12 protein-coding genes are annotated in these 15,465 nt (G+C 70.8%); 10 read left to right on the forward strand and 2 right to left on the reverse strand.

Features of this window, described 5'->3' with window-relative positions; translation table 11 throughout:
* The 10 genes from MFF30_RS23305 to cysG form a co-directional block, all read left to right on the forward strand.
* On the forward strand, positions 1-238 hold a 238-nt coding region (locus MFF30_RS23305), incomplete at its 5' end, for an ANTAR domain-containing response regulator (RefSeq protein WP_238282476.1).
* Entirely contained in the window at positions 235-1,263 is a 1,029-nt protein-coding gene (locus tag MFF30_RS23310) for a CmpA/NrtA family ABC transporter substrate-binding protein (RefSeq protein WP_238282478.1), read from the forward strand. The genes MFF30_RS23305 and MFF30_RS23310, both read left to right, overlap by 4 nt.
* A 389-nt stretch (positions 1,264-1,652) precedes the next feature.
* Positions 1,653-2,942 carry a CmpA/NrtA family ABC transporter substrate-binding protein gene (locus MFF30_RS23315; protein WP_238282479.1) on the forward strand — a complete coding sequence of 430 codons (1,290 nt, stop codon included), beginning with the start codon at positions 1,653-1,655 and terminating at the stop codon, positions 2,940-2,942.
* Entirely contained in the window at positions 2,942-3,808 is an 867-nt protein-coding gene (ntrB, locus tag MFF30_RS23320; protein WP_238282480.1) for a nitrate ABC transporter permease, read from the forward strand. The genes MFF30_RS23315 and ntrB overlap by 1 nt, the downstream gene beginning before the upstream one ends.
* 9 nt (positions 3,809-3,817) lie before the next feature.
* Positions 3,818-4,612 (forward strand): ABC transporter ATP-binding protein, encoded by a 795-nt coding sequence (locus tag MFF30_RS23325; protein ID WP_238282481.1) that lies wholly within the window; start codon positions 3,818-3,820, stop codon positions 4,610-4,612.
* A gap of 13 nt (positions 4,613-4,625) precedes the next feature.
* Positions 4,626-5,849, forward strand: a complete 1,224-nt coding sequence (locus MFF30_RS23330) for an NAD(P)/FAD-dependent oxidoreductase (RefSeq protein ID WP_238282482.1) — start codon at positions 4,626-4,628, stop codon at positions 5,847-5,849.
* Between the two features lie 11 nt (positions 5,850-5,860).
* On the forward strand, positions 5,861-7,651 hold the full coding sequence (locus MFF30_RS23335; RefSeq protein ID WP_238282483.1) for a NirA family protein: 1,791 nt from the start codon (positions 5,861-5,863) through the stop codon (positions 7,649-7,651).
* A complete protein-coding gene (locus tag MFF30_RS23340) occupies positions 7,648-9,252 on the forward strand; it encodes a sulfite reductase subunit alpha (protein ID WP_238282484.1) in 1,605 nt (534 codons plus the stop codon). Before MFF30_RS23335 ends, MFF30_RS23340 begins: the two co-directional genes overlap by 4 nt.
* A gap of 216 nt (positions 9,253-9,468) precedes the next feature.
* Positions 9,469-12,141 (forward strand): nitrate reductase, encoded by a 2,673-nt coding sequence (locus tag MFF30_RS23345; protein WP_238282485.1) that lies wholly within the window; start codon positions 9,469-9,471, stop codon positions 12,139-12,141.
* 39 nt (positions 12,142-12,180) lie between these two features.
* Positions 12,181-13,674: a siroheme synthase CysG gene (cysG, locus tag MFF30_RS23350; RefSeq protein ID WP_238282488.1), complete on the forward strand. Its 1,494-nt coding sequence runs from the start codon at positions 12,181-12,183 to the stop codon at positions 13,672-13,674.
* Positions 13,675-13,690: 16 nt separating this feature from the next.
* On the opposite strand, the gene MFF30_RS23355 is transcribed toward cysG, so the two are convergent.
* Complete coding sequence (locus MFF30_RS23355; protein WP_238282489.1) at positions 13,691-14,608, reverse strand: acyl-CoA desaturase; 918 nt, start codon at positions 14,606-14,608, stop codon at positions 13,691-13,693.
* Between the two features lie 66 nt (positions 14,609-14,674).
* Positions 14,675-15,465, reverse strand: a 791-nt coding sequence (locus tag MFF30_RS23360; protein WP_238282490.1) for a fatty acid desaturase, incomplete at its 5' end; no start/stop codon positions are given.

Genomic DNA, 15,465 nt, shown 5'->3' on the forward strand with positions numbered 1-15,465 from the left:
GGACGTGGCGATCCTGCGCTTCAATGCCTTCGCGCGGCTGCAGCGGGAACTCTCCGAGGCGCGCGGCGAACTGGCCGACCGCAAGCTCATCGAGCGGGCCAAGGGCATCCTGATGACGGCCAAGGGCCTCTCCGAGGAGGAGGCCTACCGCCTGATGCGGCGCAAGGCCATGAACGAGAAGCGCAAGATCGCCGACATCGCGCGCGCCATCGTCACCGCGGCGGATCTCCTCGGATGAGACTCGCCCTGGGATACGTCCCCCTCATCGACGCGGCCCCCCTGATCGCCGCCGTGGAATGCGGCTTCACCGCAGCCGAGGGTCTGGCGGTGGATCTCGTCAGCGAGCCCTCCTGGGCGACCCTGCGCGACAAGCTGGCCCTCGGGCACCTCGACGGGGCGCACATGCTGGCGCCCCTGGCGGTCGCGAGCGCCCTCGGCATCAGCGGTCCCGAGACCGACCTGGTGGTGCCCCTCGGGCTCAGCCTCAACGGCAACGCCGTCACGGTCTCGTGCCCGCTCTGGACCGCGATGGCGGCCGAGGCAGAGGATTGCGACGGCGATCTCGACCGGGTGGCGCGGGCCTTCGCACGGGTCGCCCGGGCACGGGCGGAAGCAGGCCGGCCCCTGACGCTGGGCACCGTGCACCCGTTCTCCAGCCACACCTATCAGCTGCGCCTGTTCGCGGCCCGCGGCGGGCTCGACCTCGACGCCGACACCCGGATGGTGGTGATCCCGCCGCCCTGGATCGCCGAGGCCCTGCGCTCCGGGCAGATCGACGGGTTCTGCGCCGGCAGCCCCTGGAACAGCGTCGCGGTGGCCGAAGGCTACGGCCGGATCGCCGCCTTCGGCTGCGAACTCGCCCTCGACTGCCCGGAAAAGGTGCTGGCCCTGCCGGCCTACGCGGCGGACACCTGCGCCGCCCTGGTCCGGGCAGTACGCCGGGCCGGGGAATGGTGCGCGGTGCCCGAGAACCATCGCGAGCTGGCGAGTCTGCTCGCCCATCCGGCCCATCTCGGCATCGATCCCGGCCTCGTCCGCCGGGCCCTGGCCGGCGCGGTGGTGGTCGATCCCGACGGCACTACGCGGCATGCGGCGCGCTTCGTGGTGTTCGGCGCCGAGGCCGCGCCGCCCACGCCCGGACAGGTGGACTGGATCCTCGACCAGATGGGCGCGGCCGGCCAGATCGTCGCGACACCGGCGCTCGCGGCGCGGGCGCGGGCGATCTATCGGCCCAACCTGTACGCGGCGGCCCTCGGCACCTGAGCCGGCGAGGTGCCGCCGACACCGGCAACCTGCCCGCCGATTGTGCAGTGCGGCGGATGGCGCGTGGAGAGGCAACGGAGCGGGGACGCGGACGGTTCGCGCCGCGCCGGACCCGCGGCCGCGCGGTGAGGCATTCTCGACAAAGCGCAGTGCACCGAGATGCTTGGACCAGTTCCGACAGGTTCCCATCGCCGTGATGCGACGGGCGGGCCGGACTTGGCACGCCCCGTGCAAGACAGCCAAGGCTCGCCAACGATGTCGAGCCTTAGCCGTCGGCAGAGCCGCTGACCCGAGTCCCCCACGGAACGCACCTCTCGCGTTCGATGGATGTGCTTGGTCGGCGGTTTTTTCTTTGGCGGGTCTCCAAGCTTTCGAGGGTGTCGGGTTCGATGACTGACGGTTTCCGTAACGACCGCCGTGATCTTCTGAAAGGCGCCGCCGCAACGGTCGCCCTGGCGGCACTCGCCCGGACCGCCCTGCCGGGCGGCGCGTTCGCGCAAGGGGCCGGCCCGGAGGTGAAGGGCGCCAAGCTCGGCTTCATCGCCCTCACCGATGCGAGCCCTCTGTTCGTCGCCAAGGAGAAGGGCTTCTTCGCGAAACACGGCATGCCCGACGTCGAGGTGCTGAAGCAGGCGTCCTGGGGCACCACCCGCGACAACCTCGTGCTCGGTTCGGAGGGCAACGGCATCGACGGCGCCCATATCCTCACGCCGATGCCCTACCTGATCTCGGCCGGGCGGGTGACGCAGAACAACGTCCCCGTACCGATGCACATCCTGGCGCGCCTCAACGTCAACGGCCAGTGCATCTCGGTCGCCAAGGAGTACCTCGACCAGAAAGTCGCTCTCGACGCGCGGGTGTTCAAAACGGCCATCGAGAAGAAGAAGGCCGCCGGCAAGTCCGTGAAGGCGGCCATGACCTTCCCGGGCGGCACCCACGACCTCTGGATCCGCTACTGGATGGCCGCCGGCGGCATCGACCCCGACAAGGACATCGAGACCATCGTGGTGCCGCCGCCCCAGATGGTGGCGAACATGAAGGTCGGCACGATGGACTGCTTCTGCGTCGGGGAGCCGTGGAACGCGCAGCTCGTGCAGCAGGGCCTCGGCTACACCGCACTGACCACCGGCGAACTCTGGAAGAACCACCCCGAGAAGGCCTTCGCCATGCGGGCCTCCTTCACCGAGAAGTATCCGAACGCCACCAAGGCCCTGCTGATGGCGGTGCTGGAAGCGCAGGCGTGGTGCGACAAGCCCGAGAACAAGGAAGAGGTCGCCGCCATCGCGGCCAAGCGCCAGTGGATGAACGTCCCGGTCTCGGACGTCGCCGGCCGCATCAAGGGCACCATCGATTACGGCGACGGCCGCGTGGTCGAGAAGAGCCCGCACGTCATGAAGTTCTGGGACGACAACGCGTCGTACCCCTACCAGTCGCACGACCTCTGGTTCCTCACCGAGGACATCCGCTGGGGCAAGTTCGACGCGCAGACCGACACCAAGGCCCTCATCGCCAAGGTGAACCGCGAGGACCTCTGGCGCGAGGCAGCCAAAGCCCTCGGCGTCACCGCGATCCCGACCTCGACCTCGCGCGGCAAGGAGACCTTCTTCGACGGCAAGGTCTTCGATCCAGCCGATCCCGCCGCCTACCTGTCCAGCCTCGGCATCAAGAGGATCGCGTGATGGCCAACACCTCCACCATCGCCGCCGCCCGCACCGTTGCCGTGGCGGCCAAGCCCAAGCGCGCGCCCCTCGTCACCCTGGCGACCCTGAACACCATCGCGAAAAACCTGATCCCGCCTGTTGTGGTGCTGATCGCGTTCCTGGTGATCTGGGAATTGCTGTGCTCGCGTCCGGGTGCGGGCCTGCCGCCGCCCTCGCGAGTCGTCACCGAGGCCTGGGACATCATCGCCCATCCGTTCTACGACAACGGCGGCACCGACAAGGGCCTGTTCTGGCACATCTCCGCCAGCATCCAGCGCGTCGCCCTGGGCTTCGCGCTGGCCACCGTGGTCGGCATCCTCACCGGCACCCTGATCGGGCAGTCGGAGTGGGCCATGCGCGGCCTCGACCCGATCTTCCAGGTGCTGCGCACGATCCCGCCGCTGGCCTGGCTGCCGCTCTCGCTCGCCGCCTTCCGGGACGGCCAGCCCTCCGCGATCTTCGTGATCTTCATCACCTCGATCTGGCCGATCATCATCAACACGGCGGTGGGCATCCGCAACATCCCGCAGGATTACCGCAACGTCTCGGCGGTGCTGCGCCTGAACCCCTTGGAGTTCTTTTCCAAGATCATGCTGCCCTCGGCGGCGCCGTACATCTTCACGGGCCTGCGCATCGGCGTCGGCCTGTCCTGGCTCGCCATCGTGGCGGCCGAGATGCTGATCGGCGGCGTCGGCATCGGCTTCTTCATCTGGGACGCGTGGAACTCCTCCCACATCTCCGAGATCATCGTCGCCCTCGTCTATGTCGGCATCATCGGCTTCATCCTCGACCGTTTCGTCGCCTTCGTCGGCACCCTGGTCACCCGCGGCACCGCGACGGCCTGAGGAATTCCCATGACCTATCTCAGCATCGAGAACGTCGGCATCTCCTTCACCCGCTCGGGCCGCACCAACGAGGTGCTGCGGGATGTGAGCGTGAAGATCGACAAGGGCGAGTTCGTCTCGCTGATCGGGCATTCGGGCTGCGGCAAGTCCACGGTGCTCAACATCGTGGCCGGCCTGCTCAAGGCCTCCACCGGCGGCGTGCTCCTCGAGGACAAGGAGGTGAACAGCCCCGGCCCCGACCGCGCCGTGGTGTTCCAGAACCACTCGCTCCTGCCCTGGCTCACGGTCCGCGAGAACGTGGCGCTGGCCGTCGACAAGGTCTTCAAGGGCAAGAAGAGCCGCGCGGAGCGCAGCGCCTGGATCGACCACAACCTGTCGCTGGTGAACATGACCCATGCCGCCGACCGGCGCCCGAGCGAGATCTCGGGCGGCATGAAGCAGCGCGTCGGCATCGCCCGGGCGCTCGCCATGGAGCCGAAGGTCCTGCTCCTCGACGAGCCCTTCGGGGCCCTCGACGCACTGACCCGCGCGCACCTCCAGGATTCGCTGATGGACATCCATGCGCGGCTGAAGAACGCCGTGATCATGATCACCCACGACGTGGACGAGGCGGTGCTGCTCTCCGACCGCATCGTGATGATGACCAACGGCCCCTCGGCCACGGTGGGCGAGATCCTGCGGGTCGACCTCGAGCGGCCGCGCCGCCGCCTCGATCTGGTGGAGGACGCGACCTACACCCATGCCCGCGCCGAGGTGCTCGAATTCCTCTACGCGCGCCACGCCAAGCCCGCCATCGCGGCCTGAGGACCGGTTCGCGATGAAGCAAAGGCTGGTGGTGATCGGCAACGGCATGGCGTCGTTGCGCTTCCTGGAGCGCCTCACCGAGCGGGCGCCGGGCCTGTACGACGTCACCGTCGTCGGGGCCGAGCCGCAGGCGGCCTACAACCGGGTGCTGCTCTCCTCGCTGCTCGGCGGCGAGGTCGACGAGGCGGCGTGCGCCTTCCGGGGCCTCGACTGGTACGAGACCCACGGCATCCGCCTCATCACCGGCGCGCCGGTTACCGAGATCGACCGTGAGAACGGCCTCGTGATGGTGGGGGAGACCCACGTCCTGCCCTTCGACAAGCTCGTGCTCGCGATCGGCTCCCTGCCGATCCGCCTGCCCAAGCCCGGCATGGATCTGCCGGGCGTGCTCACCTTCCGGGATCTCGCGGATGTCGCCGCCATCCGCAAGGCAGCGGTGGAGCACGCCAAGGCCATCGTGATCGGCGGCGGCCTGCTCGGGCTGGAGGCCGCCGTCGGTCTCGCGCGGCTCGGCGTCGACACCACGCTCCTCCACGTCATGGACCGGCTGATGGAGCGCCAGCTCGACCACGCCGCCGCTGGCCTGGTGAAGCGCGCCATGGAGGCGCGCGGCGTCCGGGTGCTGCTCAAGGCCGACACGGCCGCGATCGAGGGAGAGGGCCGGGTCGAGCGCCTGGTCCTGTCCGACGGTACCGTGCTGCCGGCTGACCTCGTGGTGATGTCGGTCGGCGTGCGGCCCAACGTGGCGCTGGCCCAGAATGCCGGGATCGAGACCGCGCGCGGCATCAAGGTCGACGACCGGATGCAATCCTCGGATGCCCGCATCTACGCGCTCGGCGAATGCGCCGAGCACCGGGGCCAGGTCTACGGCCTCGTCGAGCCCGCCTACGAGCAGGCCGAGGCCCTGAGCCGCCACCTCGTTGGCGAGGAGGCGGCCTATACCGGCACCGCGCTGTCCACGAGCCTGAAGGTCTCGGGCCTGCCGGTGTTCTCGGCCGGTCAGATCGAGGCGCCCGAGGGCGCCGAGACCGTGCTGATGTCGGATCCCGGCCTCGGCCTCTACCGCAAGCTCGTCGTCGCCGACGACCGGCTCCTCGGCGCGGTCTTCGTCGGCGACATCGCCGAGCAGGGCTGGTGCAAGGAGCTGATCCGCACCGGCGCCTCGATGGCCGAACACCGCGACGACCTCATGTTCGGGCGCCCCGCCGCGCCCGCGCCCCAACCCCTCGCAGCGTGAGGAGCCTAGCCATGGCCGACGCATTCAACGCCGAGCAGAAGCGCTATCTCGAAGGCTTCGCCTCCGGCATCAGTGCCGCCCGCATGACTGGCGGCCTCGCGGCCGGGCAGAGCGCCTCCGCGCCGCCGGCCGAGCCCGTCGGCCCGGACGCGATCCACATCAAGGCGCAGGACGCCACCATCAAGGCCGGCGGCAAGCTCTGCGAGCAGGAGAAGTGGAAGCGCGCCGAGAACCCGTTCGACGGCCACAACCGCCTCGTCACGGAGGCGAGCACCGGCAAGACGCCGAAGCCGGAGGACAATTTCCGCTGGCGCTACCACGGCCTGTTCTGGCTCGCGCCGGCCAGCGGCGACTTCATGTGCCGGCTGCGCATCCCCAACGGCATCCTGCAGCACTGGCAGTTCGCCGGGATCGCCGATCTCGCCGACGCGCATGGCGGCGGATACAGCCACGTCACCACCCGCGCCAACCTGCAGGTCCGCGAGATCACGGTGGAGCACGGCCAGCCCTTCCTCGACGGGCTGATCGACCTCGGCCTCACGGCACGCGGCGCCGGCGCCGACAACATCCGCAACGTCACCGGCTCGCCCGTGGCCGGCATCGACGCGCAGGAACTCCTCGACACGCGCCCGCTGGCCAAATCCTGGCACAACTGGATCCTCAACGACCGCTCGCTCTACGGCCTGCCGCGCAAGTTCAATGTCGCCTTCGACGGCGGCGGCGTGATGCCGGTACTGGAGGAGACCAACGACATCGGCTTCCAGGCGGTCCGCGTCCTCGACGGCGCCGCCGTGGAGCCGGGCGTGTGGATGCGCCTCGTGCTCGGCGGCATCTCCGGCCACCGCGATCTCGCCCGCGACACCGGAATCGTGCTCAAGCCCGGGGATTGCAACAAGGTGGCGGACGCCATCCTGCGGGTCTTCATCAAGAACGGTGACCGCACCAACCGCAACAAAAGCCGGATGAAGTACGTCCTCGACGCCTGGGGCTTCGACAAGTACCTCGCCGCCGTCGAGGACGAACTCGGCACCAAGCTCGCCCGGGTCGATCCCGCCCATGTCGCCCCGCGCGGGCCCATGGACCGCTTCTCCCATGTGGGCGTGCATGCGCAGGTCCAGCCCGGCCTGAACTGGATCGGCGTGATCCTGCCGGTGGGCAAGATGACCTCGGACCAGATGCGGGGCCTCGCGGCCATCGCGTCCGAGTGCGGCGACGGCGCCATCCGCATGACCGTCTGGCAGAACTTCCTGTTCTCCGGTGTACCGGATGCGAAGGTCGCCGAGGTCCAGGCCCGCGTCGCCGCGCTCGGTCTCACCACCGAGGCCTCCAGCATCCGCGCCGGCCTCGTGGCCTGCACGGGCAATCGCGGCTGCAAGTTCGCCGCCTCCGACACCAAGGGCCACGCCCTCGTCATCGCCGACTACATCGAGGCGAACCTCACGGAGCTCGACGTGCCGGTGAACGTCCACGTCACCGGCTGCCACCATTCCTGCGCCCAGCACTACATCGGCGACATCGGGCTCATCGGCGCCAAGGTCGTGGTCTCGGAGGAGGGCGACACCGTCGAGGGCTACGACATCGTCGTCGGCGGCGGCTTCGGCGATTCCCCGAAGATCGGCACCGAGATCTGGAAGTCCGTGAAGGCCGAGGATTGCCCGCCCCGCATCGAGGCGCTGCTGCGCAGCTACCTCGCCCGGCGCACCGGCCCGGCCGAGAGCTTCCAGGCCTTCACCGCCCGCACCGGCGCCGAGTCGCTGCGCAACCTCGCCGAAGAGCAACCCGTCCTGAAGGCCGCCGCATGAGCGAGCACGTCACGCCCCCCCTGGTCCTCATCCCCGAGACCGCCCCGTTCGACCCGGACCAGCGCGCCTGGCTCTCGGGCTACTTCGCGGCGCTGCTGGGCCCTGCCGTCGAAGGCGCCACGGCGCTGGCACCCGGCGACGCGCCGGCCGGCGGCGGTCCGAAACTCGCCGACAACGACGACGCGCCGTGGCACGACCCGTCGATGCCGCTGCCCGACCGGATGGAACTCGCCAAGGAACGGCCCGAGCCGCAGAAGCTGATGGCCGCCATGGCGCAGCAGGATTGCGGCCAGTGCGGCTACAACTGCGCCGACTACGCCAACGCCATCTTCCTCAAGAACGAGGAGCGCCTGAACCTCTGCCAGCCCGGCGGCAAGGACACGCTCCGGATGCTGAAGAAACTCGAGGAGGAGTTCGGCGCCGCCGGCGGGCCTGCGCCGAAGAAGGCCGAGGATGCGGCGCCCAAGGCCGCCCCCGAACTCGGGCCGCTGGGCTTCTGCCGCGAGAACCCCGTGGAGGCGACCTTCGTCTCCCGCACCCGCCTCAACGCGCCGGGTGGCGAGAAGGAGACCTGGCACGTCGAGATCGACCTCACCGATACGCCGATCGACTACGTGGTCGGCGATTCGCTGGGCCTGTTCCCCGCCAACGCCCCGGCCCTGGTCGACGCGGTCATCGCCGAACTCGGCGCGCGGCCCGAGCGCAGGATCGGCGCCAAGACCCTGCGCGACCGGCTGCTGACCGACTACGCGCTCGGCGGCGCGCCGGATGGGCTCTACCAGCTCCTCTCGCTGCTCACCTCGGGCGAGGCGCGCAAGAAGGCGCAGGCGCTGGCCGCCGGTGAGGACCCGGACGGGGACGCCGCGCATCTCGACGTCCTCGGCGCGCTCCACAAGTTTCCCGGGGCGCGCCCCGACGCCGAGGTGTTCCTGGAAGCGCTGGACGAGTTGCAGCCGCGGCTCTACTCGATCTCTTCCTCGCCGAAGGCCGATCCGGGCCGGGTCTCGCTCACCGTCGACGCGGTGCGCTACAGCCACCGCTCGCGCCTGCGCCTCGGCGTCGCCTCGACCCATCTCGGCGAGCGCATCCCCGAGGGCATGAAGGTCAAGGTCTATCTGCAGAAGGCGCATGGGTTCGCCCTGCCCGAGGACCTGTCGAAGGACGTCATCATGGTCGGCCCCGGCACTGGCATCGCGCCGTTCCGCGCCTTCCTGCGCGAGCGCGACGCCACGCAGGCGCCGGGCCGCAACTGGCTGTTCTACGGGCACCAGAAACAGGCCTCCGACTTCTTCTACAAGGAGGAGCTGAACGGCCTGAAGGACAGGAAGGTGCTCACCCGCCTGTCGCTGGCCTGGTCCCGCGACGGCACCGAGAAGACCTACGTCCAGGACCGCATGCGCGAGACCGGCGCCGAACTGTGGACGTGGCTCGAGGGCGGCGCGCATTTCTACGTCTGCGGCGATGCCAAGCGCATGGCCAAGGACGTGGAGCGGGCGATCATCGACGTCGCCGGCCAGTTCGGGGGCAAGAACCCCGACGAGGCCGTGGCCTACCTCGCCCACCTCAAGAAGACCGGGCGCTATCAGGCCGACGTGTACTGAGCGCGCCATCTCAACCCTCCCCCCTCTGCGGGGGGAGGGTGGCCCGCGCATGCGGGTCGGGAGAGGGGAGCACCGCCCTTTCCGAATTGGTCGCGCGGCCCCTCTCCCGCCTGCTCCGCAGGCACCCTCTCCCGCAGGGGGGAGAGGGTGGGCGGTCCGCCTCGGCCCGTCTCTTGCCTCCATCCACGACCATAGAAAACCGCCGAGGCTCACGCCATGAACGCGCACGTCCAGGCACCGGCCGCCCCCGTGAAGACCACCTGCCCCTACTGCGGCGTCGGCTGCGGCGTGCTCGCCACGCCGGACGGGCAGGGCGGCGCGGAGATCGCGGGTGATACCGGGCACCCGGCCAATTTCGGGCGCCTCTGCTCCAAGGGCTCGGCGCTGGGCGAGACGCTCTCCCTCGACAAACGCCTGCTGCATCCGCAGGTGGACGGCGCCCGCACGAGCTGGGAATCGGCGCTGGGCACCGTGGCGGGGTCCCTGCGCCGCATCGCCGAGCAGCACGGCCCGGACGCGATCGCGTTCTACCTCTCGGGCCAGCTTCTGACGGAGGATTACTACGTCGCCAACAAGCTCGCGAAGGGCTTCCTCGGCACGCCGCACGTCGACACCAACTCGCGGCTGTGCATGTCGAGCGCGGTGGCAGCCCACCGGCGCGCCTTCGGTTCGGACACCGTGCCGGGCTGCTACGAGGACCTCGACGAGGCCGACCTCATCGTGCTGGTCGGCTCGAACACCGCCTGGTGCCACCCGATCCTGTTCCGCCGCATGGTCGACGCGCGGGCGAAACGCGGCACCAAGCTGGTGGTGATCGACCCCCGCCGCACCCAGACGGGGGAGGAGGCCGACCTCTTCCTCGGCCTCAAGCCCGGCACCGACACGGCCCTGTTCTCCGGCCTCCTGGCGCACCTCGCCAGCACCGGTTCGCTGGATTACCGCTTCGTCCTCGACCACACGAGCGGCCTCGACGGCGCCCTGGAGCGGGCCCGCGCCATCGCGCCGAATGTCGCCGCCACCGCCGCCGCCACCGGCCTGTCGGAGGCCGACGTGGCCCGGTTCTTCGAGCTGTTCGCCCGCACGAAGCGCGTCGTCACCGCCTTCTCGCAGGGGGTGAACCAGTCGGCTCAAGGGACCGACAAGGGCAACGCGATCATCAACTGCCACCTCGCCACCGGCCGCATCGGCCTGCCCGGCGCGGGGCCCTTCTCCCTCACGGGCCAGCCCAACGCCATGGGCGGGCGCGAGGTCGGGGGCTTGGCCAACATGCTGGCCGCCCACATGCACTTCGCGCCGGAGGAGGTGGACCGGGTCCGCCGCTTCTGGGGCGCGCCCAACATCATCACCGGCGAGGGCATGAAGGCGGTCGCCCTGTTCGAGGCGATCGAGCGCGGCAAGATCAAGGCGCTCTGGGTGATGGGCACCAACCCCATCGTGTCGATGCCGCGCGCGAACCAGATCCGCGAGAGCCTGAAGGGCCTCGACCTCTACGTGGTCTCGGAGGCGGTGGCCGACAGCGACAGCGCCCGGGCGACGGGCAAGAAGACCGTGCTGCTCCCGGCCCTGGCCTGGGGCGAGAAGGACGGTACGGTGACGAATTCCGAGCGCCGGATCTCGCGCCAGCGCAGCTTCCTCAAGGCCCCCGGCGAGGCCCGGGCCGACTGGCAGATCATCGCGGACGTCGCCAAGCGCCTCGGCCATGCGCAAGCCTTCGCCTATTCGGGCACCGCCGCGATCTTCCGCGAGCACGCCGCGCTCTCGGCCTTCGAGAACAACGGCAGCCGCGACTTCGACCTCGGCGGCATGAGCGAGATCGCGGATGCCACCTACGCGGCCACGCCGCCGCTGCAATGGCCCCTGCCGAAGCGGGGTAAGGGCAAGACCCGGCTCTTCGCCGACGGGCAGTTCTACACCTTCGACAAGCGCGCCCGCTTCGTCGCCGTGCAGGCTCCGGCGCTCGCACAAGGCGTGAGCGAGGCCTACCCCCTCGTCCTCAACACGGGGCGGGTGCGCGACCACTGGCACACGATGACGCGCACGGGAAAGAGCCAGCGGCTCTCGGCCCACCGCGCCGTGCCCTTCGTGGAGGTCCACCCGGACGACGCCGCCCCGCTCGGCCTGAAGGAGGGCGACCTCGCCCGGATCGCGACGCCGCACGGCACCGCGACCCTGGAGACCATGGTCACCGACGCCGTGCGGCCGGGCAACCTGTTCGCCGCCTTCCACTGGAGTGCCGCCACCGCCTCGGATGCCCGCGTCGGCGCCCTGGTGCGGGGCGTGCCCGATCCGGTCTCGGGCCAGCCCGAGCTGAAGGCGACGCCGGCCGCCATCGCGGCCGTCCCCTACCGCAACCGCGGCTTCCTGCTCACCCGCGGCGAGCACGGGCTGCCGGAGGGCTGGTGGTGGGCGCGAGCCACGATCCAGGGCGGCTCGGGCCTGCAATTCGCCACGCAGGAGAGTTCCCGCGCCGTGGCGCTGATGATGCGCGGCCTGTTCCAGGGCCACGACCTCGCCGAGTACGCCGACCACGCGCGGGGGCGCTACCGCTGCGCCGTCTACGAATCCGGCCGCCTCGTCGCCTGCCTGGCGCTGGGCCCCGCCGAGGCGCGGCCGGGCTGGGAGGAGGCCAAGGCCCTGTTTGCCGAGGCCGAACCGGAGCCCGCCGCCCGGCGCTCCCTCCTGTCGGGACGCGCCGAGACCGCCTCCGCCGGCCCGACCGTCTGCGCCTGCCACGGCGTCGGCGTCGACGTCATCACGGGCGTCATCGCCGCGGGGGCCGGCACCGTCGAGGCGGTGGGCGCTGCCTGCAAGGCCGGCACGAATTGCGGCTCGTGCATCCCCGAGATCCGCAAGCTTCTGCCCGAGGCGCTTGCACGCAACGCCGCATAGGCTCATTTTCGGCCGAATCGATCCCCACTTCCGAGCCCCATGAGCACACCCCGTCAGCCCCGTGAAACCCGGCCCGCCGGCACCGAATCGACGCGCGGCTCAGGGCCGGCCGGCCTCGAGCCGCTGGCCGTCCTGCCCGTGTTCGTGCCGCTTCAGGGCAAGCGCGCGGTGCTGGCCGGCTCGAACGGGGGCGCCCCCTGGAAGGTGAAGCTGCTGGCCGCAGCCGGCGCCCACGTGGACGTCTATGCCCCGGAGCCCAGCGAGGAACTGTGCGCCGTGCCAGGCGAGATCGTGGCGGGCTCCGTGACCCTGCACACGCGTCAGTGGCACGCCGACGACCTGACGGGGGCCGCCTTCTGCATCGGCGCCATGGAGGACGAGGACGACTGCATCGCTTTCGTGGCCGCCGCCAGGAAGACCGGCGCCATCGTCAACGCGGTCGACCGGCCGCATCTCTGCGACGTGAAGTTCGGCGCCATCGTGAACCGCTCGCCCATGGTGGTGGGCATCTCGACGGAGGGGGCCGCCCCGGTCTTCGGCCAGACCGTGCGCGCCCGGATCGAGGGCATGCTGCCGCGCGGGTTCAAGGCCTGGATCGGCGCCGCCCGCGACTGGCGCGAGGAGGTCACCGGCCGCTTCCACGGCTTCTCGGACCGCCGCGCCTTCTGGGAGCGCTTCACGGATCGGGCCTTCGCCGAGCCGGATCGGGCTCCGACCGCCACCGATCTCGCCGAACTGCTGGGAGAGACCGAGGCCGCGCCGAAAGGCGGGGCGGTGACGCTGGTCGGCGCCGGCCCGGGGGATGCCGAACTCCTCACCCTCAAGGCGCTACGCGCTCTGCGCAACGCCGACGTCATCCTGTACGACGACCTCGTGGCGCCCGAGATCCTCGACTACGCCCGCCGCGAGGCCCGCACCATGCTGGTGGGCAAGACCGGGCACGGCCCGTCCTGCCGCCAGGACGACATCAACGCGCTGATGGTGCAGCTCGCGAAATCCGGCAAGCAGGTGGTGCGCCTGAAATCCGGCGACCCCCTGGTGTTCGGCCGGGCCGGCGAGGAGATCGACGCCTGCCGGGCGGCCAATATCCCGGTGAGCGTGGTGCCGGGCATCTCGGCGGCCCAAGGGGCGGCGGCTTCCCTCTGCGTCTCCCTGACGAACCGCGACGCGGCGCGGCGCCTGCAATACGTCACCGGCCACGACCGGCGCGGGGCCCTGCCCGAGGACCTGAACTGGGGCGCGCTCGCCGATCCGAGCGTCACCACCGTGGTCTACATGCCCAAGAAGACGCTTCGTGTCCTGCTGGAGCGGGCGGTCGCCGAGGGCCTCGCGCCGACGACCCCGGCGCTGCTCGTCTTCAACGCCACCCGCCCGAACCAGCAGGTGGTCGAGGCCGACGCCGCCGACCTCGCCGACCGGGTCGAGGCCTCCGGCCACGAGGGGCCGGCCCTCCTCATGGTGGGCGAGGCCCTGCGCCGCCTCGGCGCTCGGGCGGCCATCGCGGCGATCGAGCCGGGCAAGCTCGCGATCTGAGGGCAGGGGACTCGCCTCAGCGGGTCGCGCCCATCCGTGCGACCCGGCGCAGGCCGGCGCGCGGCTCCAGGTCGACCGGCTGCTTCAGGCCCCAGACGAGCCCGAGCCGGCGCAGGGCCAGCAGCACCCACCAGCCCGAATCGTGTTGGCCGGGCTCCAGTCCGAGACGGGCGGATTCCGGCCAGGCGTGATGATTGCCGTGCCAAGCCTCGCCGAAGGTGACGAGGGAGGCCGCCGGCAGGTCGTGCCCCTGGACCGCCGCGCCGTCCACGACCCAGCCCTGCGGGCCTCGGCGATGGGTGAGATGGCCGACGAGCCAATGCCCGGTGAGGCCGACCGCGATCCGCATCGGGATGCCCCAGACCAGCCAAGGCATTCCGCCGATCCCGTAGAACAGCACCGCCCAGGGCAGTTGCTGCGCCATCCAGGTCGCCTCCAGGCCGGCGAGGAACGGGTCCCGCGCCAGAGCCGCCTCCGGCACGAAGCGGGGCGGATGCGCCAGCACGAGGCGGCTATGCATCTGCCACCAGGCATCGCGCAGGAAGCCGGCCCCGTGCGCATGCAGCGGATGGCAGGCGGCTTGGCGCTGGGCCCAGTCCCGGGTGTCGTGGAGCTGCACCATGCCGAGGGGGCCGGCCATGCCCACCAGCGTGCCGAGATAGACGAGCAGGCGTTCCACCCAGAGGGGAGCGGAGAAGCTGCGGTGGATCAGCAGCCGGTGCAGGCCGATCGAGTGCCCGGCGCAGAGCGTCACCGCGCTCGTGGCGAGGAACAGAGCCACGGCCCCGGGGGTGACGTAGGTGGGCGCGAGGGTGAGCGCCGCCAACGTCATGCCGCCGACCCAGAGCGAGCGGGCGGGCGCCCAGACCACCCGGCCCTCGGTGGCCGAGGTGGCGGGATCCGCGAGGATCCTGGGCGTGGAGGAACAAGGCATCGTGCGCTCCGTGTCGCATTTGAAAGAAGGCGCGATCGGCGGTCGGCCGGCGCGCGAATGATTCGGTCAGCACCGACCGCCCGTTGCGGGTCGCGGCATCGTCCCCTCCGCCGGTCCGAGCCGGCGCACCCCGGCGCGCGGCTCCAGGTTGCTCGGCTGCTTCAGGTCCCAGACGAGGCCCAGGCGCTCGAGCCCCCGCAGCAGCCACCAGCCCACATCGACCTGGCCCGGCTCCGTGCCGAGCCGCGCCGAGTCCGGCCAGGCATGGTGCGTGGCGTGCCAGGCCTCGCCGAAGGTGAGCCAGGCGGCGGCCGGCAGGTCGTGCCCCTGGACCGACTCGCCTTCGACCACCCAGCCCTGCGGGCCGTCGCGGTGGGTGAGATGCACGACGAGCCAGTGTCCGGTCAGCGACACCGCGATGCGGACGGGAATGCCCCAGATCACCCACGCCCATCCGCCCGCCGCGTGGAACAGCACGGCCCATGGCAGTTGCTGGACCATCCAGGTCGCCTCCAGCCAGCGGAGCACCCGGTCCTCCCCGACCCGCGGCTCCAGGTGGAAGCGCGGCGGGTGCGCCAGGACGAGGCGCGCGTGCATCTGGAGGAGGGCATCGCGCGGCATCGACAGCCGGTTGGCATGCAGGTCGTGGCAGGCCGCCTGCCGCTGCGCCCAGTCGCGCATGTCGTGCAGGCGGATCATCCCCACCGGCCCGGCCATGCCGACCAGCGTTCCGAGATAGATCAGCAGGTATTCGACCGAGGGCCTGGCCGAGAAGCTGCGATGGACGAGGAGCCGATGCATTCCGACGGAGTGCCCGGCGCACAGGGTGACGATTGTGGTGGCGGCGAACAGCGCCA

The organism is Methylobacterium goesingense (assembly GCF_022179225.1).
GTDB classification, from domain to species: domain Bacteria; phylum Pseudomonadota; class Alphaproteobacteria; order Rhizobiales; family Beijerinckiaceae; genus Methylobacterium; species Methylobacterium goesingense.